Origin of the sequence: Ferrimonas balearica (assembly GCF_019802085.1) — a bacterium.
Lineage (GTDB): Bacteria > Pseudomonadota > Gammaproteobacteria > Enterobacterales > Shewanellaceae > Ferrimonas > Ferrimonas balearica_B.
Map to the genome: position 1 here is coordinate 655,252 of NZ_JAHVHV010000002.1, position 25,765 is coordinate 681,016.

Genomic DNA, 25,765 nt, shown 5'->3' on the forward strand with positions numbered 1-25,765 from the left:
AGGGTTTTGCTATGGTTAGTCGTTGACCCCTGACCCCGTCAGGCCGCGCCCCTTTGTGACTCTAAGGAGTTCCCATGGCCACTTCGCCCGTTCCGCAAGATGACCGTGTCATCGAACGGCAGGTCATCGAAGCGATGATCAAGCTGGGTTTCATCGCCATCCTCCTCATCTGGTGTTTCCAGATTGTCCGTCCCTTCCTGGTGCCCGTGCTCTGGGCCGCGCTCTTGGCGGTGGCGCTCTACCCCATGCACCTGGGGCTGACCGCCAAACTGGGGGGCAAGGCCAAGCTCTCGGCCACCATCATCACTTTGGTGGGGTTGGCGATTCTGCTGGTGCCCACCTTCGCTCTAGGGGGCGGGGTGGTGGACAGCGCCGGGCGCTTCACCGAGCAGTTGCAGGCCGGCACTTTGGAGATTCCGCCGCCCTCGGAGCAGGTCAAAGGCTGGCCCCTGATTGGCGAGCAGGCCTACCAGAGCTGGTCTCACGCGTCGCGCAACCTCACCGGCTTCCTGGCCAAGCATAAGGACAGCGTGGGCAGTGCCCTGAGCGGCTTGCTGGGGATGCTCGGCTCGCTGTTTGGCGGGGTGGCCATGTTCTGTCTGTCGGTGATCATCTGTGGCGTATTCCTCACCACCGGCGAGGCCTGCCAAGGGGCCGTTCAGCGCGTGATGAACCGGGTCACCGGTCACGCCCATTCGCCGCTGCCCAAATTGGCCGCCGACACCATCCGCAGCGTCGCCAAGGGGGTGCTCGGGGTGGCGGTGATCCAGGCTCTGGCCGCCGGCATCGGGATGGCCCTGGTGGGGGTCCCCGCCACCGGCGTCTGGATGGTGCTGATCCTGATCCTCGCCATCGCCCAATTGCCCCCCATCATCGTCCTGGCCCCCATCATCGCCTACGTCTTCTCGGTCAATGACGGTACTTCCGCTACCCTCTTTGCCATCTGGTCTCTGGTGGTCAGCGGCAGCGACAGCTTCCTGAAGCCCATGTTCCTGGGGCGGGGGATGGAGGTGCCCATGCTGGTGATCCTCATCGGTGCCATCGGCGGCATGATGCTCTCCGGCATCATCGGCCTGTTTGCCGGTGCTGTGGTGCTGGCGGTGGGGTACACCCTGCTGGTGGCCTGGATCAACGGTGAGGAAGCGGGGGCCACCGAGGGCTCAGGAGTCGAGGAGGCGCCGGATGAGCGACGACAAGCCTAACCGGGACTCCAGGCCGGAACCGACCCCTGAGGTCGCCACTGCGGTTAGCGATGCCAAGCCCAAGGCCGAAGCCAAGGCGGAAGCCCCGGCGGAGGCACCGCCCCAGTCCGGCAAGCTGGTGCGCAACACCTCCCTATCCCTGCTGCTGGTCTGTCTGCTGATCTTCCTCTGGTATCTGGCGTCGGACCGTTACACCCCCAATACCGACAACGCCCGGGTTCGGGCCTACGTGCTGCCCATCGCCAGCCAGGTGGCGGGCCGCATCGACCAGATCCTGGTGGAGAACAACCAGGTGGTGGAGCAGGGCCAGGTGCTCATCCGCATCGAACAGGAGAGCTATCAGCTGGCGGTGCAGCGCGCCGAAGCCGAACTGGCCCTGGCGGGCCAAGAGGTGGGGGCGGGTACCGCCAACGTGGCTTCGGCCCAGGCCCGGGTGATCGAGTCCATCACCACCTTGAACAACATCAAGGCCGACGTGGCCCGGGTGCTGGCGGTGGCGGATCAGGGCTACGTCTCCCAGACCGACGTCGACCGGGCCCAGGCCCAACTGGACAACGCCGAGGCCGGCGTGGAGAAGGCCAAGGCGGATCTGGAGGTTGCCAAGCAGCAGGCGGGGATCGACGGCGAGAACAACCCCAAACTGCAGCGTGCCCTGGCGGCCCTGGGACAGGCTCGCCTGGACCTGGAAAACACCCTGGTGCGGGCCCCGCGCCTGGGGCTGGTGTCCAACCTGCGCTACGACGTGGGCTACTACGCCAACCCCGGTCAGCCGCTGATGACCTTTATCTCCACCAAGGACGTCTGGGTGGAGGCCTACCTGCGGGAAAACAACCTGGAGCACATCGCCCCGGGCAACGCGGTGGAGATGGTGCTCGACTCCGCCCCCGGGCGGGTGTTTGCCGGCCGTGTGGTCTCCTTAAGCTACGGCATCAACTTCGAGACAGGCAGCGCCGTGGGCAGCCTGCCGGATCCGGTGACCACCACCGGCTGGCTGCGGGATCCGGAGCGCTTCCCGGTGCTCATCCAGTTCGAAGATAACGACACCATCGGCTACCGTCGCGAGGGCGGTCAGGCGGATGTGATCATCTACACCCAGGACGGGGGCTTCCTCTACTGGGTGGGCAAGTTCTGGATCCGGCTGTTGAGCCTGGTGAGCTATGTCTACTGACGCGGCCGCTCTGCCCGACGCGCAAGCGGACTTCTGGCGCCAACGGGCCATTGTCCGCTTTGGTCTGGGGACCGCCATCGCCATGATCCTGGCGGTGACCATCGAGTGGAGCCTGGCGGTGGTCTCCCCCATCTTTGTCGCCATGATGCTGGGCCCTCCCGGCGTGCGCTTGCCCCAGGGGGCCTACACCAAGCTGCTCATCGGGGTGGCCATCACCTTCGCGGTGGGGATCCTGCTGGTGCTCATCGCGCTGCCTTATGCCCTGATGTTTGTGCCCCTGCAGGCGCTGCTGCTGTTCGCCACCTTCTACAAGGCGGAGCGGGGACTCAACCCGCTTATCGTGATCATGCTGCTTATCGCCATCCTGATGTTTCCCGCCCTGGGGCTGGTCAACCGCAGCCTGGCCATTGATTTCGCCCTGGGCTTTCTCGGCTCCCTGACCATCGCCCTGACGCTGTGCGCCCTGGCCTTTGCCTGGCTGCCCTCAGGCCCACCCCCACCCAAGCCGGAAGTCACCCTGCCCGATGAGGACACCGCCTTTCGCAACGCCTGGCTCAGCACCGTGCTGGTGTTGCCGCTGCTGCTGTTCATCTACCTGACCGACCGCACCGGGGATCTGCTGGTGCTGGTGCTGGTGGCCATCCTGTCGCAAAGTCCTGGCCTGGAGGCGGGCAGCAAGGCGGGGCTGATAATGATCCTGGCCAACCTGGTGGGGGGGCTGGCGGCCATCCTCTTTTACAACCTGCTGGTGGCGGTGCCCATGTGGATCTTCTTCGCCCTGCTGATGGTGCTGTCGGCGCTGCTGTTCGGCCAACTGATGTTCACCTCCCCCAAAGGCAAACTCTACGCCACCGGCTTCACCACCTTGCTGATCCTCATCAGCGCCACCACCTCCTCCAGCGGCGGGGAGGCGGGGGAGGACCTGGTGACCCGGATTGCGCAGATGATGGCGGCCACCTGTTACCTGGCCCTGGGGGCCTGGGTGATGCGCGCCTTTGGCTGGATCCGCCCCAAGGCGGGGTAGGGCGCTTTTTCTGCCTGGCCAGTGGCGCTATAATGCGCGGTCTTTTACGGCATCCGTCCCCTAACCCAGATAAGTGATCCCATGAGCCAACACGCCCAGGAAGTGGCCAAGCGCCGCACCTTCGCCATCATCAGTCACCCGGATGCGGGTAAGACCACCATCACCGAGAAGGTGCTGCTGTTCGGACAGGCCCTGCAAAAAGCCGGCACCGTCAAGGGCCGCGGCTCGGGCCAGCACGCCAAGTCCGACTGGATGGAGATGGAGAAGGAGCGGGGGATCTCGGTGACCACCTCGGTGATGCAGTTCCCCTACAACGAGGCGCTGGTAAACCTGCTGGACACCCCCGGGCACGAGGACTTCTCCGAGGACACCTACCGCACCCTGACCGCGGTGGACTCCTGCCTGATGGTGATCGACGCGGCCAAGGGTGTAGAGGACCGGACCCGCAAGCTGATGGAAGTGACTCGTCTGCGTGACACCCCCATTGTCACCTTTATGAACAAGCTGGACCGGGACATCCGCGATCCCATGGAGCTGCTGGACGAGGTGGAGAACGAGCTCAATATCATGTGCGCTCCGGTCACCTGGCCCATCGGCTGCGGTAAGGAGTTCAAGGGGGTGTATCACCTGCACCGGGACGAAACCATTCTCTACCAGAGCGGCCAGGGCCACACCATCCAGGAGGTGCGGATCATCAAGGGGCTGGACAACCCCGAGCTGGACGCCGCCGTGGGCGATGAGCTGGCCGGCGTGCTGCGCGAGGAGCTGGAGCTGGTGGTGGGCGCCTCCAACGAGTTCGACCTGGAGATGTTCCTCTCCGGTGACCTGACCCCGGTCTACTTCGGCACCGCCCTGGGCAACTTCGGCGTTGACCACATGCTGGATGGCCTGACCGCCTGGGCGCCGACGCCCCAGCCACGCACCACCGACGCCCGGGAAGTGACCGCCGACGAGGAGAAGTTCTCCGGCTTCGTGTTTAAGATCCAGGCCAACATGGATCCCAAGCACCGCGACCGCATCGCCTTTATGCGGATCTGCTCCGGCCGCTACAGCAAGGGGATGAAGATGCGCCACGTGCGTCTGGGTAAGGACGTCACCATCTCTGACGCCGTGACCTTTATGGCCGGTGACCGCAGCCACGCCGAAGAGGCCTTCCCCGGCGACATCATCGGTCTGCACAACCACGGCACCATCCAGATCGGCGACACCTTCTCCCAGGGGGAGGCGTTCAAGTTCACCGGGATCCCCAACTTCGCCCCGGAGATGTTCCGTCGCATCCGTCTCAAAGACCCGCTGAAGCAGAAACAGCTGCTCAAGGGGCTGGTGCAGCTGTCCGAGGAGGGTGCGGTGCAGGTGTTCCGGCCCATCGACAACAACGACCTGATCGTGGGCGCCGTGGGGGTGCTGCAGTTTGACGTGGTGGTGGCCCGCCTCAAGTCCGAGTACAAGGTGGAGGCGATCTACGAGCCCATCAACGTGGCCACCGCCCGCTGGGTAGAGTGCGACGACGCCAAGAAGCTGGATGAGTTCCGCCGCAAGGCCTCCACCAACCTGGCCCTGGACGGCGGTGACAACCTCACCTACATCGCCCCCACCATGGTCAACCTCAACCTGACCCAGGAGCGCTACCCCGAGGTGGCCTTCCGCAAAACCCGCGAACACTGAGCGGGAACCCAGGGGCGCTTCGGCGCCCCTTTTTTTGCCTGTCACCCAGGTTTTACGCCCGCCCCGGACGCTTCCTGTGTTGTCGGTCTTGAGTTCCCCAGGTCCCCGCCCTAAATTGGTTTCATCTGAAACTAATTTCAAGGATGAGGATCATGAGCGAGCTGACGTACCTGCACGGTTTTGGCAACGAACATGAGACCGAGGCGCTGCCCGGGGCCCTGCCTCAGGGGCAGTTCAGCCCCCAACGCTGCCCTTACGGGCTCTACGCGGAGCAGCTGAACTCCACCGCCTTTACCGCGCCCCGGGCGGCCAACCGCCGCACCTGGACCTACCGGCTGCGCCCCTCCATCGCCATGGGGGAGTTTGCCCCGCTGCACCACGAGCTGTGGAAAACCGCTCCCCAGTCGGTCCCGACGCCCCCCAACCCCATGCGTTGGGACCCGCTGCCGCTGCCCCAGCAGCCCACCGATTTTATCGACGGCCTGGTGACCGTGGCGGTCAATGGCGACGCCAAGGCCCAGCACGGCATGGGGATCCACGTCTACCGGGCCAACACCGGCATGGGCAACCGCTGCTTCTACAACGCCGACGGCGAAATGCTGTTTGTGCCCCAGCAGGGGGCGCTGCGGGCCGAAACGGAGCTGGGGGTGCTGGAGGTGGGGCCCGGTGAGATCCTGGTGATCCCCCGGGGCATCAAGTTCCGCATCAGTCCGGTGGATGGCCCCATCCGCGGCTACCTGTGTGAAAACTACGGCGCGCCCCTGGTGCTGCCGGAGCGGGGCCCGGTGGGCGCCAACGGCTACGCCAACGACCGCGACTTCCAGTACCCGGTGGCCTGGTTCGAAGATCGGGAGGCGCCGTTCGAGCTGCTGGCCAAGTTTGCCGGCGGTCTGTTCAGCGCGCCGCTGGACCACTCCCCCCTGGACGTGGTGGCCTGGACCGGCAACAGCGCCCCCTACAAGTACGAGCTGGCCCGGTTCAACGTGATGAACACCGTCAGCTTCGACCACCCCGACCCCTCCATCTTCACCGTGCTCACCTCCCCCAGTGACACTGAGGGCTGGGCCAACATCGATTTTGTGATCTTCCCGCCCCGCTGGATGGTGGCGGAGAACACCTTCCGCCCCCCCTGGTACCACCGCAACGTGATGAGCGAGTTTATGGGGCTGATTGAGGGGGTGTACGACGCCAAGGAGAAGGGCTTCGAACCCGGTGGCATGAGTCTGCACAACGCCTGGACCCCCCACGGCCCGGAGGCCGAGGTGTTCGACAAGGCCAGCAACGCCGAGTTGGCCCCCCAGCGCTACCAGGACACCCTGGCGTTCATGTTCGAGTCCCGCTACGTCATCGAGCCCACCCGTTTTGCGCTGGACAGCGAGCACCGGCAACGGGATTATCTGGACTGCTGGTCCGGTCTGAAGAAACAGTTTAACGGCGAGCGCTGAGGCGCCGCGGCACCACACTTAAGGGAATTACCATGCATCAATTGAATGAAACCCACGACACGGCGCTCACCAGCTGGGTCGAGAGCGCCAACCAAGCCGGTTGCGATTTCCCCATCCAGAACCTGCCGTTCGCCTCCGTCCGCCGGGCCGGGACCTCCGAACCCTTCCGTGGCGCTGTGGCCATCGGCGATCACGCCCTGGATCTGGCGGCGGTCAATGCCGCGGGGGTGTTCGATGGGGTGGTGGCCGAGTGGCTGGCCCTGGCGGCCCAGCCCAAGCTGAACGCCTTTATGGCCCAGGGCCAGGAGGCCTGGTCGGCCCTGCGTCTGGCCCTCTCCCGGGCCCTGCGCACCGGCGCCGCCGAGCAGGCGGCCCTGAGCTCCTGCCTGATTCCGCTGGCGGAGCTGGAGTACGATCTGGCGATGACCATCGGCGACTACACCGATTTCTACACCTCCATCCACCACGCCACCGCCGTCGGCTCCCTGTTCCGTCCGGACAACCCGCTGCTGCCCAACTACAAGTGGGTGCCCATCGGTTACCACGGCCGGGCAAGCTCCATCGGTGTCTCCGGCCAGCAGTTCCATCGTCCCAAGGGGCAGCTCAAGGCCCCGGACGCGGCGGAGCCCAGCTTCGGCCCCTGCAAGCGACTGGATTACGAGCTGGAGGTGGGCATCGTAATCGGCCAGGGCAATGCCCTGGGTGAGGCGATCGACATCGAAGCGGCGGAGCGTCACGTCTTCGGCCTGTGTCTGCTTAACGACTGGTCCGCCCGGGACATCCAGGCCTGGGAGTACCAACCTCTGGGGCCCTTCCTCTCCAAGAGCTTCGCCTCCACGCTGTCGCCCTGGATCGTCACCCTGGAGGCCCTGGCCCCCTACCGGGCCCCCTTCCAGCGCCCCGAGGCGGATCCTCAGCCGCTGCCCTACCTGACCGGGGCAGCCAACAGCGCCCAGGGGGCGGTGGACATGCAGCTGGAGTGTCTGATCCAGACCCCCACCATGGACGCGCCGGTGCGTCTGTCCCGCTCCAACTTCCGCGACTCCTACTGGACCCTGGGCCAGATGGTGACCCACCACAGCGTCAACGGCTGTAACCTCAACGCCGGGGATCTGTTCGGCTCCGGTACCCAGTCCGGTCCGGCCCCCGAAGAGGCCGGCTCCCTGCTGGAACTAACCCGCGGCGGTAAGCAACCGCTCACTCTGCCCGGTGGCGAGACCCGCACCTTCCTGGAGGACGGCGACACCATCATCATGCGGGCGGTGTGTGAAAAGCCCGGTGCCCCGCGCATCGGCTTTGGCGAGGTGCGCAGCACCCTGCTGCCGGCCCGATAAGGCGAATCAGGCACAAAAAAAGGTGGGCTCAGGCCCACCTTTTTTTTATCTCCCCAGCCCATCGCGGGGCGGGTCACTGGGCCCGAGGGCGTCATCGAGTTTGTCCAGCAGGGCCATCAGCTGGCTCCGCTCGGCGTCGCTCAACACCGCGAGGCGCTGGCGCTCCCAGGCCAGGGCCCGGGGGGCCAACTGCTGGTAGAGGCTCCGGCCGCTGTCGCTCAGGGAGAGATGGGTGATGCGGTTGTCGTCCTTGTCCCGAACCTTGTCGAGCCAGCCCCGTTCGTGCAGCAGGCGCACGGCGCGGGAGATCTTGGTCTTGTCCATATCGGTACGCCGGCCCAGGGCCGTGCTGGAGAGACGGCCGCTCTGGGCCAACTGGGCCAGGATCCGCCACTCGGCGATGGTGATCTCGAACGGGGGCTGGGCGTAGATCTGCGACAGCTCCTGGCTTAGGTGGCTGGCCAGCCTGGCCAGCCGATAGGGCATGAATTGCTGCAGATCCAGCGAGGGGGCGTCCTGTGCCATGGGCTCCGGTCCTTGGGTCGTATTGGGTTATCTTCCGACGATGGGGCGCCGCTGGCAAGGACTCGGCCGTTTCCCGCGCCGGGGAAGCTTGCTAAAGTGGCGGGGCGTGACACGAGGGGAGGGCGCGGATGAAGTGGGTGAAGCATTGGTGGCAGCGGTATTGCGATTTTCTCGACAGCCTGGGGCTGACTCCCGAGAACAAGCGCTGCTGTGTGCCGCTGTCGGAAGAGGCCCAGAAGGCGCTCAAGCGCGGTGACCGGCCTGATTGACAGCCACTGCCACCTGGATCTCGAGGCCTTTGATGCCGACCGGGACCAGGTGGTGGCGCGAGCCCGCCAGGCCGGGGTGACCGCCCTGGTGGTGCCGGCGGTGAATTGCACCCAGTGGGCGGCGCTGGAGGCCCTGGCCGGGCCCGGCGTGGGGGTGGCCCTGGGGCTGCACCCCTGCTTTGATCACCAGCCCGGGGATCTCGAGGCCCTGGCCGAACGCCTCGAGCGGCCCCACGCCCTGGTGGCCATCGGCGAATGCGGCCTGGACGCGGTGGCCGGCCGGGCCCCCATGGCCGAGCAGCTGGCCTGCTGTCAGGCCCAGTTGACACTGGCCTGTCAACACAAGTTGCCAGTGATCCTCCACGTGCGCAAAGCCCACAACGAACTGCTGGGCCTGTTGGCTCACATGACCCTGCCCGCCGGAGGGGTGGTGCATGGCTTCAGCGGCAGCCTGGATCTGGCCCGTCAGTACCTGCGTCATGGACTCTGCCTGGGGGTGGGAGGCGTCATCACCTACGAGCGGGCCAACAAAACCCGTCACACCCTGGCCCAGGTGCCCATCGACGCTTTGGTGCTGGAAACCGACAGCCCGGACATGCCCCTGCAGGGCCATCAGGGCCAGCGCAATGAGCCGGCCCGACTGCCCCAGGTGCTGGCCACCCTGGCCGAGCTTCGCGGGGCCAATCCTCAGGCTCTGGCCACGCAGTTAACCCGCAACACACAACGACTTTTCCCTCGCCTGAGCGTCTAACCCCGGGCCGATTTTCCCTGTACTGCTATGTTTACCCCTATCTGGGTCCTGCCACGAGGTCAAGGCGTTGACCCCACACCTCTCTGGCAATTGTTAAATTTGCTTGTCTGATGTTACTGAACTCCAATTTTGAAGCTTTGGGGTAGGATTTGATTCCTCTCCAGCGCTATAATCGGCCGCGAATTTACTTCAAATTACAATAATGTCATAAAAGTCCAGATAATGAGGATTACAGGTCCATGAGTATTGTGATGAGTCTGGTGGGGGTCGTGACCCTGCTGCTGATTGCCTTCGGGTTGTCTAACAATCGTAGCGCCATCAACTGGCGCACCGTGGGGGGCGCCTTCGCCATTCAGGCGAGCTTGGGCGCCTTCGTGCTTTATGTGCCCATCGGCAAGGACATCCTGGGCGGGATCTCCGAGGCGGTGTCCAGCGTCATTGGCTACGCCAACGACGGCATCGGCTTCCTGTTCGGTGATCTGGCCAAGTTCAAGGTCGGCTTCATCTTCGCCATCAACGTGCTGCCGGTGATCGTGTTCTTCTCCTCCCTGATCGCCGTGCTCTACTACCTGGGTGTCATGCAGTGGGTGATCCGCATCATCGGTGGTGCCCTGCAAAAAGCCCTGGGCACCAGCCAGCCGGAGTCCATGTCCGCCACCGCCAACATCTTCGTGGGCCAGACCGAAGCCCCGCTGGTGGTGCGCCCCTTCATTCCCACCATGACCCAGTCTGAGCTGTTCGCCATCATGACCGGTGGTCTGGCGTCCGTGGCCGGTTCCGTTCTGGCCGGTTACGCCGGTCTGGGCGTGCCCCTGGAATACCTGATTGCCGCCTCCTTTATGGCCGCCCCCGGTGGACTGCTGATGGCCAAGCTGATGCATCCGGAAACCGAAGAGCCCAAGCAGCACATGGAAGACATCGGTGAGCCGGAAGACAAGCCCGCCAACGTGCTGGATGCCGCCGCCGCCGGTGCCTCCTCCGGGATGCAGCTGGCCCTGAACGTCGGTGCCATGCTGTTGGCCTTCATCGGCTTGATCGCCCTGATCAACGGCATCATCGGCTGGGCCGGTGGCCTGGTGGGCATGGAAGGCCTGACCCTGGAGGTGATCCTCGGTTACGTCTTTGCCCCGCTGGCCTTCCTGATGGGCGTGCCCTGGGAGGAAGCCACCGTGGCCGGCTCCTTTATCGGTCAGAAGATCGTGGTCAACGAGTTCGTGGCCTACGTGAACTTCGCCCCCTACATCAACGGTGAGGCCCTGATCAACGGCGCCGTGATGACCGACCGCACCCAGGCGATCATCGCCTTCGCCCTCTGTGGTTTCGCCAACCTCTCCTCCATCGCCATCCTGCTCGGTGGCCTGGGGGCCATGGCGCCCAACCGTCGTCACGATCTGGCCAAGCTGGGCCTGCGTGCCGTGGTGGCCGGCTCCCTGTCCAACCTGATGAGCGCCACCCTGGCGGGCCTGTTCCTCTCCCTTTAATCACTGGGAAACAGGCAAAAAGGCGGCCGAAAGGCCGCCTTTTTTGTGTTCAGACAGTAAATAAATTCAGTTCAGGCTGAAGACAGTTCAGAGTAAAAAGTCTAGTATTGCACCCCGAAAATGGGATCTGGCGCACACTCGGGAGACCTGGGGCCCTTGCTCTCGCCTGTGGATATTGCTTGAACGGCTCAAGTGGATACAATGCGCCTGCCTGCACGGATAGTGGGTCCTAATTAAAAAATGATCTGTATACACAGGGGTTGATGATGAACAAGTTTTCTACTCTGGCCGTAGCCGGCGCTGCCGCTCTGGCCATGTCTGCTCCGGCGTCCGCCGAGCAGCTCTACGGCTTCGCTACTGCTTCCGTAAACTACCTGGATTGGACCGATAAGGCCGAAGACCGCGCCTCTTTCGGTGGCAAGAAAGACTTCATGTACCTGGAAGTGGAAGGCGGTGCCGGCTTCTCCTGGGGTGACGTGTACGGTTTCTTCGACATCGAGAACCCGCAAAACCTGGGTGACGAAGACGCTGCTGCCGAAGGCAAAGGCTTCCGCATCGCCACCAAAGGTTCTGTTGCCGTTAACATCGGTCAGTCCAACTGGAACCTGTACGGCCACGTATACCACTTCGAAGACACCGGTTTCTTCGACACCAACGTGGTTCTGGGTGCCAGCTACGACATCTTCACCAAGTCCGGTTTCTGGATGAAGCCCTTCATCGGTGCTCACATCGAAAACCAGACCTTCGCCGGTAACGGCTTCAACGGCTACATGGCTGGCTGGGTACTGGGCTACGACTTCCAGGTTGGCGGTCAGAAGCTGTCCATCTCCCAGTGGCACGAGACCGAGTTCGGTCGTAAGGACCAGTTCCGTAACGGCGCCGACGGCCGTCAGCTGGACAGCTACGGTCAGAACGGTGCGGTTGCCCTGTGGTGGCACCTGCCGAACAACTTCACCGCCGGTCTGCAGTACCGCTACTTCGACCAGAAGCTGGGTGATGCCAACTACGGTGACGCTCTGATCTACACTCTGAAGTACAACTTCTAAGTTATTTTCAGAAGTGTAAAAAAGGGTCTGCCAACGGCAGACCCTTTTTGTTATTATCGACCACGTTTTTGCGGGAAAAAGGATTTTTCGCGAAAGTTGGCGTTTCAAACAGAGCCCTTCTTAAGTCTTCAAGGAACCAAGTCCGCGTCGCCTTCACGTGACGAGAGCTGGTTCGTCGTGCCCCTTTCCGGGCCACTTCACAAAACGACCTGACCCGTCTCCGTGGGGCGAGGGTGTTATCTATACTGCGTACAATCAACCGGAACTGGGAGTATTCCATGAGCGATATGAACGCCGCCGCACTGCGTGCCTTGTCCCTAATGGATCTGACGACTTTGAATGACGACGACACCGACGAGAAGGTGATAAAGCTTTGTCATGACGCCAAATCTCCGGCTGGCAACACTGCCGCCATCTGCATCTACCCCCGCTTCATCCCCATCGCCCGCAAGACTCTGAACGCCATCGGCGCCGCCGAGGTTCAGATCGCCACCGTCACCAACTTCCCCCACGGCAACGACGACATCGAGATCGCCGTGGCCGAGACCAAGGCCGCCGTGGCTTACGGGGCCGACGAGGTGGACGTGGTGTTCCCCTACCGGGCCCTGATGGCCGGCAACGAGACCGTGGGTTTCGAACTGGTCAAGGCCTGCAAGGCCGCCTGTGGTGATCAGGTGCTGCTCAAGGTGATCATCGAGTCCGGTGAGTTGAAAGAGGAGGCCCTCATTCGTCGCGCCTCCGAGCTCAGCATCGACGCCGGTGCCGACTTCATCAAGACCTCCACCGGCAAGGTGCCGGTCAACGCCACCCTGGAAGCGGCCCGCATCATGATGGAGGTGATCCGCGACAAGGACACCTCCGTGGGCTTCAAGCCGGCCGGTGGGGTGCGCAACGCCGAGCAGGCCGCCGAATACCTGGACCTGGCCGCCTCCATCCTGGGGCCGGACTGGGTCTCCCCCCGCACCTTCCGCTTCGGGGCCTCCAGCCTGCTGGCCAGTCTGCTCCAGACCCTGGGGCACGGTGAGGGTCCGGCGGACAGCCAGGCCTACTAAGACGCATTGGGGCCGTTCTCCGGCCCCCCTGATTTTGGGTAGGGGGCAAAGGATGTTTCTACCGCAAGAGATCATTCGTAAAAAGCGCGACGGCGAAGTGCTGAGCGCTGAAGAGATCCGTTTTTTCGTCCAGGGGATCGCCGACAACACCGTGAGCGAGGGGCAGATCGCCGCTTTCGCCATGGCGGTGTTCTTCAAGGACATGACCATGGAGGAGCGGGTGGCCCTGACCACCGGCATGCGCGACTCCGGTACCGTACTTTCCTGGGACCACCTGAACCTGGATGGGCCCATCCTCGACAAGCATTCCACCGGCGGGGTGGGGGACGTGGTCTCCCTGATGCTGGGGCCGCTGATCGCCGCCTGCGGCGCCTACGTGCCGATGATCTCCGGTCGGGGCCTGGGCCACACCGGCGGCACCCTGGACAAGCTGGAGTCGATCCCCGGTTACAACATCGTGCCGGACAACCGCCGCTTCGGTGAGGTGGTCAAGGACGCCGGGGTGGCCATCATCGGCCAGACCGGCGATCTGGCCCCCGCGGACAAGCGTTTCTACGCCACCCGGGACGTTACCGCCACCGTCGATTCCATCTCCCTGATCACCGCCTCCATCCTGTCCAAGAAACTGGCCGCCGGTCTGGACGCGCTGGTGATGGACGTCAAGGTGGGCAGCGGTGCCTTTATGCCCACTTACGAGGCCTCTGAAGCCCTGGCCCAGAGCATCGTCGAGGTGGCCAATGGTGCTGGGGTGCCCACCTCGGCCCTGCTCACCGACATGAACCAGGTGCTGGCCTCCAGCGCCGGCAATGCGGTGGAGGTGCGCGAGGCGGTGGACTACCTCACCGGGGCCCGACGCAACCCCCGGCTGCACCGGGTGACGCTCTCTTTGGGGGCGGAACTTCTGGTGCTGGGCAAACTGGCCCGGGACCCGGAGCACGCCTGGCAGATGCTGGAGCAGGCCCTGGCCAGTGGCGCCGCCGCCGAGCACTTCGGCAAGATGGTGGCCGGCCTCGGGGGCCCCAACGACTTTATGGACAATCCGGCCCGCTACCTGCCCACGGCAAAGGTGGTGAAGCCGGTTTATGCTCAACACAGTGGCTTTGTGACCGCCATGGACACCCGCGCCATCGGCATGGCGGTGGTCAACCTCGGCGGTGGCCGCAAGGTGGCCAGCGACAGCATCGACCACAGTGTGGGCTTCGACCAGATCTGCACCCTGCGCCAAAGCGTGGACAGCAGCACGCCGCTGGCGATGCTGCACGCCAACGACGAGGCCCAGTGGCAGGCGGCCGCGACCGCCCTGCGCGACGCCATCACCCTGGGTGAGGCGGCGCCGGCGGCGGATCCGGAAGTGTATCGACTGGTTCGCAATTGACGAACCGGTGACAGGAGGTGTCATGACTCGAGCCATAGTGCTTATGATGGATTCGTTCGGGGTCGGTGCCAGCGCCGATGCCGCCCAGTTTGGCGATGAGGGGGCCGATACCTTTGGCCACATCGCCCAGGTGTGCGCCGAGGGCGGCGCCGAGGTGGGCCGAAGCGGCCCGCTTCATCTGCCCAACCTCACCCAGTTGGGCCTGGCTCGACTGGGCTTCGAGAGCACCGGCAAGGTGCCCGCCGGCTTCAACCTGGAGGCGGAGGTCACCGGGGCCTACGGCTTTGCCGCCGAGCTCTCTTCCGGCAAGGACACCCCCAGTGGTCACTGGGAGATGGCCGGTGTGCCGGTGCTGTTCGACTGGGGCTACTTCACCGATAAGCAGAACAGCTTCCCCAAGGAGCTGACCGACAAGATCCTAAAGCGGGCGGGCCTGGAGAGTTTCCTGGGTAACTGCCACGCGTCCGGTACCGCCATCCTGGAGCGCCTCGGTGAGGAGCACATGCGCACCGGTGCGCCCATCTTCTACACCTCGGCGGACAGCGTGTTCCAGATCGCCTGTCACGAGGAGAGCTTTGGTCTGGAGCGGCTCTATGAGCTGTGCGAGATCACCCGTGAGGAGCTGGAGCCCTACAACATCGGTCGGGTGATCGCCCGGCCCTTCGTTGGCCAGAGCGCCATGGACTTCGCCCGCACCGGCAACCGCCGGGACTACGCGCTGGAGCCGCCGGCCCCCACGGTGCTGGACAAGCTCAAGGCGGACGGGGGCGAGGTGATCTCCGTCGGCAAGATCTCCGACATCTACGCCCACTGCGGCATCACCCAGAAGCGCAAGGCCACCGGCCTGGAGGCGCTGTGGGATGAGACCCTGGCGGCGGTGGATGAAGCCGGCACCCACAGCCTCATCTTCACCAACTTCGTGGATTTCGACTCCGCCTACGGCCACCGCCGGGACATCACCGGTTACGCCGCGGCGCTGGAGTATTTCGACACCCGGTTGCCGGAGCTGATGTCCCGGTTGCAACCGGGGGACATCGTGGTGATCACCGCCGATCACGGCTGCGATCCCACCTGGACGGGCACGGACCACACCCGTGAGCACGTGCCGGTCATCCTTTTTGGGCCCGGAGTCCAGCCGGGTTCCCTGGGCAAGCGTGACAGCTTTGCCGACATCGGCCAGTCCCTGGCCAGCCACTTCGGGCTGGAACCCATGGACTACGGCAAATCCTTTTTATAACAACTGACGAAATGGGGTCATTTCATGGCTACGCCTCACATTAACGCACCCGCCGGTGCCTTCGCTGAAACCGTGCTCTTCCCGGGCGATCCGCTGCGCGCCAAGTACATCGCGGAAACCTTCCTGGAGAACGTGGAGCAGGTGACCGACGTTCGCAACATGCTGGGCTTTACCGGCACCTACAAGGGCAAGAAGGTCTCAGTGATGGGGTCCGGCATGGGGATCCCCTCCTGCTCCATCTACGCCAAGGAGCTGATCACCGAGTACGGGGTGAAGAACCTCATCCGCGTGGGCAGCTGCGGTGCCATCTCCACCGATGTGAAGGTCCGCGACGTGATCGTCGGCATGGGCGCCTGCACCGATTCCAAGGTGAACCGCACCCGCTTCAAGGACAACGACTTCGCCGCCATCGCCGATTACGGTCTGCTGAGCAAGGTGGTGGACGCCGCCGGCCAGGCCGGGATCCCGGTGCGGGTGGGCAACGTCTTCTCCGCCGATCTCTTCTACACCCCGGACCCGGAGATGTTCGACGTGATGGAGAAGATGGGCGTACTGGGGGTTGAGATGGAAGCCGCCGGCCTGTACGGCGTGGCCCACGAGTTCGGTGCCAAGGCGCTGTGCGTGGTGACCGTCTCCGACCACATCCGCACCGGTGAAGCCACCACCGCGGAGGAGCGTCAGAACACCTTCAACGACATGATCACCATGACCCTGGAGTCCCTGCTGTAATCCGGCCGGGCCATTGGGCTAGGAGGGGGTCGCTTCGGCGGCCCCCTTTTTTTGGGCCAGCCGTTTGAGGCGCTGCTCGTAACTGAAGCGGGCCCGTTTAAAGGAGAGGGCCCGGGCCAGCAGGGTGCCAATCAGGCCCGCCAATAACAGCATCAACTGCTGCTGGTGATGGTGGCGCTCCAGCATCACTTTGTTGTCGCGGAAAAACAGCGAACGGTTGATGCGGATCCTCAGGTACCCCAGCACCTCGCTGTCCTGGCGCACCGCGGCGGTCAGCGGGGCAAAACGTTGCAGGGCGCGATCCACCACCTCGGCCTCCGGCAACTGCTCGGTGGGGAACAGGGATTGCTCGCTGGCCAGGCGATGCCCCTCACGGCTGAACACGGTAGCGGAGACGATGCGAGGGTCCGCCACCAGGGAGTGGACCAGCCAGTTGAGCTGCTCCGGCTCGTCCAGCTTCAGGGCGGGGGCCGCCGCGTGGGCGGCCTGGCGGACCATGGAGTCGGCCAGCAGATCGGTCTGTCGGTCCAGCAGCAGCCGGGCCTGGCGCTCGCTGCTGAGCCACAACTGGAGGATCCCCACCAGCAGGGTCAGGGCCAGGCCCATCTGCAAAACACGCCAGACTCTCATACGGTTGCGCCACAGCATACGGGAAGATCCGTTTCCATCTCGGTTTCTCTCTTTATAATGGGTAGCGCCAAAGAACAGAAGTGATACAAGGATTTATCATGGCCCCGCTCTCCCCGGATGCGCCCCTGATCCCGCAACTGGCCTCCGATCTCCTGCCCTGGGAGCCCCATCGGCCCACCCTGATGCTGCTAGGGTCGTCCCTGACCCGAGCCCAGGGCGAGGCGGTGCTGGCCCAGTGCGGCCCCCTGAACGCCGTGGTGGCGGAGAACCTGCCCGGCGGCCTGCAGCGGGTCGGCTGGCAGGGCCGTGAATTCGATGCGCTGCCCGCCGCCCCCGAGGGGTGTGAGCTGCTCATCCTGCCACCCAACCTGCCCAGCCTGGCCCAGCCGGGTCTGCTGCTGATGGACATGGACTCCACCGCCATCACCATCGAGTGCATCGATGAGATCGCCCGCCAGGGCGGGGTCTACGACCAGGTGGCGGCGGTGACCGCCCAGGCGATGGCCGGGGGGCTGGAGTTTGCCGAATCGCTGCGCCGGCGGGTGGCGATGCTTAAGGGGATCCCGGAGTCGGTACTGGGCGACATCGCCCAGCAGCCACCGCTGATGCCGGGACTGGTCACCCTTTGCCAGGCCCTGAAACAGCGGGGCTGGCGCCTGGCGCTGGCCTCCGGCGGCTTTACCCCGGTGGCCAAAGCGGTGGCCGAAGCGGCGGGACTGGATTACATCGAAGCCAACGACCTGACCGTCTGCGACGGCGTCTTTACCGGTGAGGTGGACGGGGCCATCGTCGATGCCGCCCGCAAGGCGGCGATCCTCGAAGAGTTGGGCGCACGTTGGGGCATTGCGCCGGCCCAGCGGGTGGCGATGGGGGATGGGGCCAACGATCTGCCAATGCTGGCGGCGGCGGGACTGGGGGTGGGGGTGCACCCCAAACCGGCGGTGGCCGCCCAGGCGGACGTGGCGCTGGCCCACCTGGGACTGGACGCCGTGCTGGCGCTGCTGCGCCCCTGAACCGGTCAATTACTCCTGGGCCGGTGTCCACTGACAGCGGCACAGGGCTTCATCGCTGATGTCCACCAGCTGACCCACCGCCTGCACCTGCCATAGCATATCCTCCAGCTCCCGGGCCCGATGCAGGGCGTGGGTGCTGATGGCCGCCAGGTCCTGCTGGAGGTAATCCAGATCCGGCCGATTGGCGGCGAACAGCCTCAGTTTCAGCGCCAAAAAGCGCTCCTGCTCCATCGCCTCGCGAACAAACTGCTGACGGACGGCCAAGGGCTGAGCGGCGCTCATCGGCAGCACCTGGGCCTCCATCGCCGCGCTCGGCAGCTTTATAAGCCACTCCATCTCCAGCTGGGCACCTTCTCCCTGGCGGCGCCAGTCCCCCAGGGCGTCCTGCACTCCGCCCCGCTCCAGGAGCCAGCCCAAGTTGGCCGGCACGCTGTCGGTGAGGCGCATCAGCAGGGGATCCTCGGTGGCGGACTGGCCCAGCAGATCCAGCACCACCTTGCCGCCGCGTTTGTGGGCGAACACCGGCAGGCTGTGCAGCTGCTTGAACATCAAGTCCTTTAGCCCATCAGTCATCTGCCGGTGCTGGCGGGCACTGCCCACCTCCGACAGCTTGGCCCGGTTCTGGCTGAGCAGGTGGGAGAGGAACACCACGCCGCTGTGGCCCACGCTCCCCTCGGCCTTCAGGTGCAGGGTACGGCCATCCTTCTGGGCCCGCACCAGCCGGTAGGGCATCCCTTTGAGCTTGAGTTTGCCTGCCAGGGGCTGAAGGCTGGGCAGCTCAAGCTCCGCCAGGCTGTCCCGCTCCAGGGATTGGGCTTCGGCCAGCTGCAGTTTGATGCCCCCGGGGGAGACATCCAGGGTGAGGGCCGGGTACACCTTGCGCCCCAACTTGACCAGGGCCTGGGTACGCAGGCCGAAGCGCGCCTCCCGGCGCAGCTCCCGACGCTGGAAGGGCAATACCCGGATGGGGTCCCGAGCCAGCCGGGCCATGCCGAACCGGCGCAGCTCGTTGGCGTCGCCGGCGGGGGACCACTGCTGGTATTGGGCGAGGGCATCCTCGGTGGTCAGCGGTTCCATCATCAGCACCAAAGACAGCTCCCCCAACTGCTGCTGTACCAGGGGATCGGCGCTGCGCCCGGTGACCGGGCAGCGCAGCGCCAGCTGGCGATCCCCGTCCGACAGGGCGTGCAGCCCCAGGCGGTGGACCTGGAAGCTGGTGCGCTGGCTGGCGGTGTGCAAAAAGGTGGCCAGCAGGCCACTGTGCTGCAGCTCGTAGAGGGTGGCGCTGAAGAAGATCACCTGCTCCTGCTGACGGTGCTGGAAACTGAACAGCAGACGGTGGGCGGCCTCCTCCGGGGCCTGCAGCAGACGGCTGAGTCGCAAGGTGCCCAGGGCCGCCGCCAGCTGATTGACCCCCCGCTCGTTCTGCCAGTGGCTGAGCACCGACTGGTTGTGTTCGGTCTCCAGGGCCAGCACTGGCACCAGGTGCTCGGCGTCGAGTTTGAAGAACAGGGGCAGGGCGGTCATCTTCGACAGGAAGTGACGCTCGTAGCCGTGGCTGCGGGTGGTGGCCAGCAGATGGTTGATCTCCGGTGTGGTGCGCAGGCTGCTGGCCTGCAACACCCGGCCCAGCTCCTGCTCCTGACCCGGCTCGCCGTCCTGGCGTTTCATCCGCACGTACTGGTAACCCTTGCGCCGCTGGATCTTGAGGATCTGGTAGGGGATCCCGGCGCTCATGGCCGGGGCGAGAAACTCCTTGCCCAGGGCGACGAAGCGCACCACCAGGGGCTTGTTCGAGTCCAGCCGGCAATCTCCGGGCAGACGCAGCTGACAGCCGCCGACGGAGAGATCCAGGGTCAAGCCCTCGACGCGGGGCCCCTGGCCCTGGTGCACCTGGACCTCGGTGGAGAAGGTGCGTCGGGTCTCCCCCCGGGTGACGTAGTGGCCCAGCAACTGGCCGCCCATCTGCCCCGGGGGGCGGGGCGGGTTGGCCGGGTGTTGGGGGCTTTGAGGCTTGTCCGGGTGACGCTCCGGACGGTAGTGGGCCAGCACCGACTCCACCGCGCCCACGGTGAGGCGATCGCCGTACAGCCGCACCTGCTCGCTCAGGCGCCCACTGGCCTCGGTATCGAGGAAATGGGTGACGCCGCCGATGGGCTGGGGCTGGCAGTCGGCCAGCCGGTCGCGTAAGTCGATCACCTGGCGACTGGGCTGGTTAAGGCGGTTGAGCTCCATCTTCACCAGGAAGCGCTCCGAGCTGGGCACATCGTGGCAAAGCTTCTGAAACAGGAGGTCGAACTCCTTGTCCTGGAGGAGGGGTTTGAGCTGCTCGATGAGCGCGGCGTGCTTGTCCATCTGTTCCGGTCGATTCCAATTCTCGTGGCCATTGTAACCCCGAACGGCCATCGGTGATAATGACCGCCTTCCCACAGAATATTGATATTTCAATGGCAAAAGCAAAATCCGCCTACGTCTGCAACGACTGCGGCGCCGACCACCCCCGTTGGCAGGGCCAGTGCAACGCCTGCGGTGCCTGGAACACCCTGACCGAGGTGCGCCTGGGGGCCGCAAAGGCCGTCCGCACCGACCGATACAGCGGCTACGCCGGGTCCGGCTCCAGCCCGGTGCAGACCCTGGCGGAGATCGACCTGACCGAGGTGCCCCGTTTCTCCACGGGCTACTCGGAGCTGGATCGGGTGCTGGGGGGCGGTGTGGTGCCCGGGGCGGCGATCCTCATCGGCGGTAACCCCGGCGCGGGCAAGTCCACGCTGCTTTTGCAGGTGATGTGTCAGCTCTCCCAGTCCATGGGGGCGCTCTACGTCACCGGTGAGGAGTCGCTGCAACAGGTGGCGATGCGGGCCAACCGGCTGTCCCTGCCCACCGACAAGCTGAAGATGCTGTCGGAAACCTCGGTGGAGCAGATCTGCCTGGTGGCGGAGAAGGAGAAGCCGGCGATTATGGTGATCGACTCCATCCAGGTGATGCACATGGCGGACGTCCAGTCGGCGCCGGGCTCGGTGGCCCAGGTGCGGGAGAGCGCCGCCTACCTGACCCGCTTTGCCAAGCAGAACAACGTCGCCATCTTTATGGTGGGCCACGTCACCAAGGACGGCACCCTGGCCGGCCCCAAGGTGCTGGAGCACTGCATCGACTGCTCGGTGCTGCTGGATGGCAACGGCGACAGCCGTTTTCGCACCCTGCGCAGCCACAAGAACCGCTTCGGGGCGGTCAATGAGCTGGGGGTGTTCGCCATGACCGGCCAGGGCCTCAAGGAGGTCGCCAACCCCTCCGCCATCTTCCTCTCCCGGGGGGAGGAGCAGTCCCCTGGCTCGGTGGTGATGGTGGTGTGGGAGGGCACCCGGCCGCTGCTGGTGGAGCTGCAGGCGCTGGTGGATCACAGTCAACTGGCCAACCCCCGTCGGGTGGCGGTGGGGCTGGAGCAGAACCGCCTGGCGATGCTGCTGGCGGTGCTGCACCGTCACGGCGGCATGATGATGTCGGATCAGGACGTGTTCGCCAACGTGGTGGGCGGGGTCAAGGTGGCGGAAACCGGCGCCGACCTGGCGCTGCTGCTGGCGATGGTCTCCAGCTTCCGGGATCACACCCTGAGCCGGGACCTGGTGGTGTTCGGTGAAGTGGGGCTGTCCGGGGAGATCCGGCCGGTGACCAACGGCCAGGAGCGCCTGTCCGAGGCGGCCAAGCACGGCTTCCGCCGGGCCATCGTGCCCAAGGGTAACGCCCCCCGCCAAGCCATCGAGGGGATGGAGGTGATTGGGGTGAGCAAATTGACCGAGGCCCTGGACGCCCTGTAACGCCGCCCCCGTGCCAAACAAAACGCCGCCCCGAAGGGCGGCGTTTTTGCGTTTGAGGCCGTCAGTCCCGACGCCAGCGCCAGGCGAGGAACAGCAGGGTGAGGGCAATCAGGTAGAGCGGCCGTTGGCCGTACTCCCGAAAGGCGGTGTCTGCCCGTTCCAGCTCGACGGTGTCCCGCAAGACCCCGGTTTCGAACTGGGGCAGCTGGGATTGAACCTGGCCCCGGGCGTCGACAATGGCGGTGATGCCGTTGTTGGTGACCCGCAGCAGTGGCCGGCCCAGTTCCAGGGCTCGCATCCGGGCGATGTCCATGTGCTGGTGGGGGCCGATGGAGTCGCCGAACCAGGCGTCGTTGGAGACCGTCAGCAGCAGATCGGTGCCGGCATTGACGTTGGCCCGCACCAGCTCCGGGAAGGCGATCTCGTAGCAGATCGCCGGGGCCAGGCGCTGGCCACCGGCCATCAGGTTGGTCTGGACGTAATCCCCGCGGCTGAAGGAGGACATCGGCAGGTTGAAAAAAGGCGCCAGGGGCCGCAGCCAGTCCTCCAGGGGCACGAACTCGCCGATGGGCAGCAGCTGGTGCTTGTGGTAGCGGTTGGGATCCGCCGGGCTGAAGGGGCCGTTGCGCTCCTCCTGGCCGAGCACCAGCAGGGAGTTATAGAAGTGCTTCTGGCTGTCCATGCTGATGATGCCGGTGATCACCTCTGTCTCCCGGAACACGGTGGCGCGCTCGAACTGGTGCAGGAACTCGCTGACCATCGCCTCCGGCGCCGGCACCGCGGCCTCCGGCCAGATCACCAGATCGGCGTCCATGTGTGGGCGGGAGAGATCCTGGTACTTGAGCAGGGTGGGCCAGAGCATCTCCGGTCGCCACTTGAGGCTCTGCTCAACGTTGCCCTGCACCAGAGCCACGTCCAGGCTGCCCTGGCTGGTGACGCTGGGGGGCGCTGCTCGGGCGCCCAGGGCCATCAGGGCCACCGCCACGGGCACGCTTAGATAGCCCCAGCGCTTGTCGGCCAGGGGCACCAGGGCCGCGGCAGTCAGGCTCAACAGCAGGCCCACCCCCAGGACCCCGATGTAGGGGATAAGGGGCGTCAGGGGACCGGCGGTCTGGCTGTAGCCCAGCCACAGCCAGGGGAAACCGGTGAGCATCCAGCCGCGCACCCACTCGGCCAGCAGCCAGAGGGCGGGGAAGGCCAGCAGCCGGGAGAGGGCGTTGGCGGAGAAGAAGCGGGCCAGCAGCCCCATCACCAGGGCGGGATAGAGGGCCAGGTAGAGGCAGAGCAGGGCCATCAGCAGCAAAGATACCAGCAGCGGCAGGCCGCCGAACTGGTCGATGCTGACGTGGACCCAGCGCAGCCCCAGGGCGAACTGGCCGAAGCCGTAGGCCAGGCCCAAGCCGGCGGCGGCCTTGGGGCCCCGATCCCGGCACTGCCAGATCAGCAGGGCCAGGGAGAGGGGCAGCAGGGGCCAGATCCCGTAGGGGGAGAAAGCCAGATGGCTAATCGCCCCGCTAAGCAGGGCGATCAACGCGGCAATCCAGGGGTTTGCCATGGGGGTTCCTTGAGTGGGCATTAGGCGGCGGAGGGATCCTCGGTCAGTTCGTCGGCCTGGCCGGCGGTGCGCACCTGAAGCTGCACCAGGCGCCGGGTGTCGGCGCTGACCACCTTGAACTCGAAGCCTTCCAGCTCCACCGTTTCACCGCGCTCCGGCAGGTGGCCGAAGGCGTGGCTGACCAGTCCACCGACGGTGTCGTACTCCATGTCGGAGAAGCCGCAGTCGAAGTGCTCGTTGAACTCCTCGATGGGGGTCAGGGCGGCCACGGACCAGACCTGGCGGCTGACGCGCCGGATGTGGGCCTGGGTGTCCTCCTCCAGATCGGTCTCATCCTCGATGTCACCGACGATCGCCTCCAGCACATCCTCAATGGTGATGAGGCCGGACACGCCGCCGTACTCGTCCACCACGATGGCCATGTGGTAGCGGTCGGAGCGGAACTCCTTGAGCAGCACATCCACCCGCTTGCTTTCGGGCACCACCACCGCCGGACGCAGTACCTTCTCCAGGCTGAAATCGTCGCCGTTGCCGAAGCCGTAAGCCAGCAGGTCCTTGGCCAGCAGGATCCCCTCGATGTGGTCCTTGTCGCGGTCGATGACCGGGAAACGGCTGTGGGCGGATTCGATCACGATGGGCAGGAAAGCGTCAACAGATTGGTTCTTCTCGATGGTGATCATCTGGGAGCGGGGGATCATCAAATCCCGGACCTTGAGATCCGAGACTTCAAGTACCCCCTTGATCATCTCTTTGGTGTCTTCGTCAATCAGGTCGCGCTGTTCGGCGTCCTGTATGACGTCCACCAGTTCCTGACGGTTTTGCGGTTCGCCACCAAAGAGTTGGCTAAGACGTTCAAACCAGCTTTTTTTCGGTTGGGGCTGGCTCGACGGAGGTTGGTCTTCGTTCATGTTGTCCTATGGATTAGGGGCCTGTCAGAGAGATTACCGCTCTTGATAGGGATCGGCAATGCCCAGCTGCGCCAGAAGCTGGCGCTCCAGGGCTTCCATCTGTTCGGCGTCCTCATCGTCGATGTGATCGTAGCCGATCAGGTGCAAACAGCCGTGGATCACCATATGGGCCCAGTGGTCCATGGGGGCCTTGCTTTGCTCCTCTGCTTCCCGCGCCACCACGGCGGCGCAGATCACCAGATCCCCCAGCAGGGGCAGCTCAATGCCCGGGGGGGCCTCGAAGGGGAAGGAGAGCACATTGGTGGGCTTGTCCTTGCCGCGGTAATCCCGGTTGAGCTGCTGGCTCTCCGCCTCGTCGGTGATGCGGATGGTCAGTTCCGCCTCCGGGCGGTCGGCCAGGGCCAGGGCGGCCCAGCGGTTCAACTGGGCCTCATCGGGCAGGGCATCGGCCTCGACGGCCAGTTGCAGGTCCAGTTCCATCATTCGGCCTCGTCCTGGGGGGCGGCGGCCTGCTCGGCCAGGCGATCGCGCTCCTTCTGAGCCTTGCGGGCCCGCTCGTTCTCCTCGAAGGCCTCATAGGCCTCGACCACCTGGGCCACCACCGGGTGGCGTACCACGTCGCCGCTTTGGAAGAAGTTGAAGCTGATGGTGTTCACCTCCCGCAGTACCTCAATGGCGTGACGCAGCCCGGAGCGGGCGCCCCGGGGCAGGTCCACCTGGGTGATGTCGCCGGTGATCACCGCGCGGCTGTTGAAGCCGATGCGGGTCAGGAACATCTTCATCTGCTCCACCGTGGTGTTCTGGCTCTCATCGAGGATGATGAAGGCGTCGTTCAGGGTGCGGCCACGCATGTAGGCCAGCGGGGCCACCTCGATGACGTTGCGCTCAATCAGCCGCTCCACCCGCTCGAAGCCCAGCATCTCGAACAGGGCGTCGTAGAGGGGACGCAGGTAGGGGTCCACCTTCTGGGAGAGGTCTCCCGGCAGGAAGCCCAGCTTCTCCCCGGCTTCCACCGCCGGACGGGTCAGCAGGATGCGGCGCACCTCCTGGCGTTCCAGGGCGTCCACCGCCGCGGCCACCGCCAGGTAGGTCTTGCCGGTGCCCGCCGGGCCGATGCCGAAGCAGATATCGTGGGCGATGATGTTGCGGATGTACTGGGCCTGGTTGGGGTTGCGGGGCTTGAGCACCCCGCGCTTGGTCTTGAAGAACACCTCTTTGCCCATGGCGCTGGTGTCTTCCGCCTCCAGGGCCACCAGCTCCTGGATCGCCAGGTGCACCCGCTCCGGCTCCAGATCCGGCAGCTGGTTCTTCACCGGCGCCGTCTCCACGTAGAGGCTCTTGAGCAGCTCAATGGTGCCCTGGGCCTGGTGGGGCTGGCCCACCACGGTGAACTGGTTGTTGCGGTAACTGATCTCCACGCCCAGTCGGCGCTCGATCTGTTTGAGGTTGTCGTCAAAGGGCCCGCAGAGGGCCGCCAGACGCTGGTTGTGTGCAGGTTCGAGAAAAACCTCTAAAGTCAGCAGTTTGTTACTCACAGTGTCCCT

Annotated in this window: 23 protein-coding genes; 16 read left to right on the forward strand and 7 right to left on the reverse strand. The window is 65.0% G+C overall.

The annotated features are described in order from the left end of the window. The first annotated feature begins 74 nt into the window (after positions 1–74). The 6 genes from KUV81_RS11370 (at position 75) to fahA (ending at position 7,838) form a co-directional block, all read left to right on the forward strand. On the forward strand, positions 75–1,202 hold the full coding sequence (locus KUV81_RS11370) for an AI-2E family transporter (protein WP_222543974.1): 1,128 nt from the start codon (positions 75–77) through the stop codon (positions 1,200–1,202). Continuing rightward, the gene (locus KUV81_RS11375; RefSeq protein WP_222543975.1) at positions 1,183–2,370 is read left to right on the forward strand and encodes an HlyD family secretion protein; all 1,188 of its coding nucleotides are present in this window, start codon (positions 1,183–1,185) and stop codon (positions 2,368–2,370) included. The genes KUV81_RS11370 and KUV81_RS11375 overlap by 20 nt, the downstream gene beginning before the upstream one ends. Further along, positions 2,360–3,394, forward strand: coding sequence for a DUF2955 domain-containing protein (locus KUV81_RS11380; RefSeq protein ID WP_222543976.1), 1,035 nt, complete (start codon positions 2,360–2,362; stop codon positions 3,392–3,394). Before KUV81_RS11375 ends, KUV81_RS11380 begins: the two co-directional genes overlap by 11 nt. Before the next feature lie 81 nt (positions 3,395–3,475). Beyond that, complete coding sequence (prfC, locus tag KUV81_RS11385; protein ID WP_222543977.1) at positions 3,476–5,059, forward strand: peptide chain release factor 3; 1,584 nt, start codon at positions 3,476–3,478, stop codon at positions 5,057–5,059. A gap of 152 nt (positions 5,060–5,211) precedes the next feature. After that, positions 5,212–6,504 (forward strand): homogentisate 1,2-dioxygenase, encoded by a 1,293-nt coding sequence (gene hmgA / locus KUV81_RS11390; RefSeq protein ID WP_222543978.1) that lies wholly within the window; start codon positions 5,212–5,214, stop codon positions 6,502–6,504. Positions 6,505–6,536: 32 nt separating this feature from the next. Beyond that, on the forward strand, positions 6,537–7,838 hold the full coding sequence (gene fahA, locus KUV81_RS11395) for a fumarylacetoacetase (RefSeq protein WP_222543979.1): 1,302 nt from the start codon (positions 6,537–6,539) through the stop codon (positions 7,836–7,838). 45 nt (positions 7,839–7,883) lie between these two features. Here the strand turns inward: fahA and KUV81_RS11400 are convergent, their stop codons facing one another. Further along, the gene (locus tag KUV81_RS11400) at positions 7,884–8,363 is read right to left on the reverse strand and encodes a MarR family winged helix-turn-helix transcriptional regulator (RefSeq protein WP_222543980.1); all 480 of its coding nucleotides are present in this window, start codon (positions 8,361–8,363) and stop codon (positions 7,884–7,886) included. A gap of 128 nt (positions 8,364–8,491) precedes the next feature. On the opposite strand from KUV81_RS11400, the gene KUV81_RS11405 reads away from it, so the two are divergent. The 8 genes from KUV81_RS11405 (at position 8,492) to deoD (ending at position 16,303) form a co-directional block, all read left to right on the forward strand. Further along, positions 8,492–8,632 (forward strand): hypothetical protein, encoded by a 141-nt coding sequence (locus KUV81_RS11405; RefSeq protein ID WP_222543981.1) that lies wholly within the window; start codon positions 8,492–8,494, stop codon positions 8,630–8,632. Further along, positions 8,616–9,383 (forward strand): TatD family hydrolase, encoded by a 768-nt coding sequence (locus tag KUV81_RS11410; protein WP_222543982.1) that lies wholly within the window; start codon positions 8,616–8,618, stop codon positions 9,381–9,383. Before KUV81_RS11405 ends, KUV81_RS11410 begins: the two co-directional genes overlap by 17 nt. Before the next feature lie 239 nt (positions 9,384–9,622). Next, positions 9,623–10,864, forward strand: a complete 1,242-nt coding sequence (locus tag KUV81_RS11415) for a NupC/NupG family nucleoside CNT transporter (protein ID WP_222543983.1) — start codon at positions 9,623–9,625, stop codon at positions 10,862–10,864. 266 nt (positions 10,865–11,130) lie between these two features. Then, on the forward strand, positions 11,131–11,910 hold the full coding sequence (locus KUV81_RS11420; RefSeq protein ID WP_261389346.1) for an outer membrane protein OmpK: 780 nt from the start codon (positions 11,131–11,133) through the stop codon (positions 11,908–11,910). Positions 11,911–12,188: 278 nt separating this feature from the next. Then, the gene (gene deoC, locus KUV81_RS11425; protein ID WP_222543985.1) at positions 12,189–12,962 is read left to right on the forward strand and encodes a deoxyribose-phosphate aldolase; all 774 of its coding nucleotides are present in this window, start codon (positions 12,189–12,191) and stop codon (positions 12,960–12,962) included. A 52-nt stretch (positions 12,963–13,014) separates the two neighbouring features. Next, positions 13,015–14,337 carry a thymidine phosphorylase gene (gene deoA / locus KUV81_RS11430; RefSeq protein ID WP_222543986.1) on the forward strand — a complete coding sequence of 441 codons (1,323 nt, stop codon included), beginning with the start codon at positions 13,015–13,017 and terminating at the stop codon, positions 14,335–14,337. Positions 14,338–14,359: 22 nt separating this feature from the next. After that, entirely contained in the window at positions 14,360–15,574 is a 1,215-nt protein-coding gene (locus KUV81_RS11435; RefSeq protein WP_222543987.1) for a phosphopentomutase, read from the forward strand. 24 nt (positions 15,575–15,598) lie between these two features. After that, positions 15,599–16,303 carry a purine-nucleoside phosphorylase gene (deoD, locus tag KUV81_RS11440; RefSeq protein WP_222543988.1) on the forward strand — a complete coding sequence of 235 codons (705 nt, stop codon included), beginning with the start codon at positions 15,599–15,601 and terminating at the stop codon, positions 16,301–16,303. A gap of 18 nt (positions 16,304–16,321) precedes the next feature. On the opposite strand, the gene KUV81_RS11445 is transcribed toward deoD, so the two are convergent. Next, on the reverse strand, positions 16,322–16,933 hold the full coding sequence (locus tag KUV81_RS11445) for an AhpA/YtjB family protein (RefSeq protein WP_222543989.1): 612 nt from the start codon (positions 16,931–16,933) through the stop codon (positions 16,322–16,324). 98 nt (positions 16,934–17,031) lie between these two features. Between KUV81_RS11445 and serB the strand changes: the two genes are divergently transcribed. After that, the gene (gene serB / locus KUV81_RS11450; protein WP_222543990.1) at positions 17,032–17,946 is read left to right on the forward strand and encodes a phosphoserine phosphatase SerB; all 915 of its coding nucleotides are present in this window, start codon (positions 17,032–17,034) and stop codon (positions 17,944–17,946) included. A 9-nt stretch (positions 17,947–17,955) separates the two neighbouring features. Here the strand turns inward: serB and KUV81_RS11455 are convergent, their stop codons facing one another. Beyond that, positions 17,956–20,301: a PilZ domain-containing protein gene (locus tag KUV81_RS11455; protein ID WP_222543991.1), complete on the reverse strand. Its 2,346-nt coding sequence runs from the start codon at positions 20,299–20,301 to the stop codon at positions 17,956–17,958. 92 nt (positions 20,302–20,393) lie between these two features. Between KUV81_RS11455 and radA the strand changes: the two genes are divergently transcribed. Beyond that, complete coding sequence (gene radA / locus KUV81_RS11460) at positions 20,394–21,758, forward strand: DNA repair protein RadA (protein ID WP_222543992.1); 1,365 nt, start codon at positions 20,394–20,396, stop codon at positions 21,756–21,758. 61 nt (positions 21,759–21,819) lie between these two features. Here radA and lnt read toward each other — a convergent pair whose 3' ends face one another. From lnt to KUV81_RS11480, 4 genes are read right to left on the reverse strand one after another with little or no spacing between them, the layout of a single operon-like run. Further along, positions 21,820–23,313, reverse strand: a complete 1,494-nt coding sequence (gene lnt, locus KUV81_RS11465) for an apolipoprotein N-acyltransferase (protein WP_222543993.1) — start codon at positions 23,311–23,313, stop codon at positions 21,820–21,822. Between the two features lie 20 nt (positions 23,314–23,333). Then, positions 23,334–24,221 (reverse strand): CNNM family magnesium/cobalt transport protein CorC, encoded by an 888-nt coding sequence (gene corC, locus KUV81_RS11470; RefSeq protein ID WP_222543994.1) that lies wholly within the window; start codon positions 24,219–24,221, stop codon positions 23,334–23,336. A gap of 33 nt (positions 24,222–24,254) precedes the next feature. Beyond that, the gene (ybeY, locus tag KUV81_RS11475) at positions 24,255–24,701 is read right to left on the reverse strand and encodes an rRNA maturation RNase YbeY (protein ID WP_222544250.1); all 447 of its coding nucleotides are present in this window, start codon (positions 24,699–24,701) and stop codon (positions 24,255–24,257) included. Then, positions 24,701–25,756 (reverse strand): PhoH family protein, encoded by a 1,056-nt coding sequence (locus tag KUV81_RS11480; RefSeq protein WP_222543995.1) that lies wholly within the window; start codon positions 25,754–25,756, stop codon positions 24,701–24,703. Before KUV81_RS11480 ends, ybeY begins: the two co-directional genes overlap by 1 nt. Positions 25,757–25,765 lie beyond the last annotated feature (9 nt).

What these genes read in the sequence shown, in the direction of transcription:
- KUV81_RS11370 (WP_222543974.1), top strand. Translation starts at nt 75, where the DNA reads ATGGCCACTTCGCCCGTTCCGCAAGATGACCGTGTCATCGAACGGCAG.
- KUV81_RS11375 (WP_222543975.1), top strand. Translation starts at nt 1,183, where the DNA reads ATGAGCGACGACAAGCCTAACCGGGACTCCAGGCCGGAACCGACCCCT.
- KUV81_RS11380 (WP_222543976.1), top strand. Translation starts at nt 2,360, where the DNA reads ATGTCTACTGACGCGGCCGCTCTGCCCGACGCGCAAGCGGACTTCTGG.
- prfC (WP_222543977.1), top strand. Translation starts at nt 3,476, where the DNA reads ATGAGCCAACACGCCCAGGAAGTGGCCAAGCGCCGCACCTTCGCCATC.
- hmgA (WP_222543978.1), top strand. Translation starts at nt 5,212, where the DNA reads ATGAGCGAGCTGACGTACCTGCACGGTTTTGGCAACGAACATGAGACC.
- fahA (WP_222543979.1), top strand. Translation starts at nt 6,537, where the DNA reads ATGCATCAATTGAATGAAACCCACGACACGGCGCTCACCAGCTGGGTC.
- KUV81_RS11400 (WP_222543980.1), bottom strand. Translation starts at nt 8,363, where the DNA reads ATGGCACAGGACGCCCCCTCGCTGGATCTGCAGCAATTCATGCCCTAT.
- KUV81_RS11405 (WP_222543981.1), top strand. Translation starts at nt 8,492, where the DNA reads ATGAAGTGGGTGAAGCATTGGTGGCAGCGGTATTGCGATTTTCTCGAC.
- KUV81_RS11415 (WP_222543983.1), top strand. Translation starts at nt 9,623, where the DNA reads ATGAGTATTGTGATGAGTCTGGTGGGGGTCGTGACCCTGCTGCTGATT.
- KUV81_RS11420 (WP_261389346.1), top strand. Translation starts at nt 11,131, where the DNA reads ATGAACAAGTTTTCTACTCTGGCCGTAGCCGGCGCTGCCGCTCTGGCC.
- deoC (WP_222543985.1), top strand. Translation starts at nt 12,189, where the DNA reads ATGAGCGATATGAACGCCGCCGCACTGCGTGCCTTGTCCCTAATGGAT.
- deoA (WP_222543986.1), top strand. Translation starts at nt 13,015, where the DNA reads ATGTTTCTACCGCAAGAGATCATTCGTAAAAAGCGCGACGGCGAAGTG.
- KUV81_RS11435 (WP_222543987.1), top strand. Translation starts at nt 14,360, where the DNA reads ATGACTCGAGCCATAGTGCTTATGATGGATTCGTTCGGGGTCGGTGCC.
- deoD (WP_222543988.1), top strand. Translation starts at nt 15,599, where the DNA reads ATGGCTACGCCTCACATTAACGCACCCGCCGGTGCCTTCGCTGAAACC.
- KUV81_RS11445 (WP_222543989.1), bottom strand. Translation starts at nt 16,933, where the DNA reads ATGAGAGTCTGGCGTGTTTTGCAGATGGGCCTGGCCCTGACCCTGCTG.
- serB (WP_222543990.1), top strand. Translation starts at nt 17,032, where the DNA reads ATGGCCCCGCTCTCCCCGGATGCGCCCCTGATCCCGCAACTGGCCTCC.
- KUV81_RS11455 (WP_222543991.1), bottom strand. Translation starts at nt 20,301, where the DNA reads ATGGACAAGCACGCCGCGCTCATCGAGCAGCTCAAACCCCTCCTCCAG.
- radA (WP_222543992.1), top strand. Translation starts at nt 20,394, where the DNA reads ATGGCAAAAGCAAAATCCGCCTACGTCTGCAACGACTGCGGCGCCGAC.
- lnt (WP_222543993.1), bottom strand. Translation starts at nt 23,313, where the DNA reads ATGGCAAACCCCTGGATTGCCGCGTTGATCGCCCTGCTTAGCGGGGCG.
- corC (WP_222543994.1), bottom strand. Translation starts at nt 24,221, where the DNA reads ATGAACGAAGACCAACCTCCGTCGAGCCAGCCCCAACCGAAAAAAAGC.
- ybeY (WP_222544250.1), bottom strand. Translation starts at nt 24,701, where the DNA reads ATGGAACTGGACCTGCAACTGGCCGTCGAGGCCGATGCCCTGCCCGAT.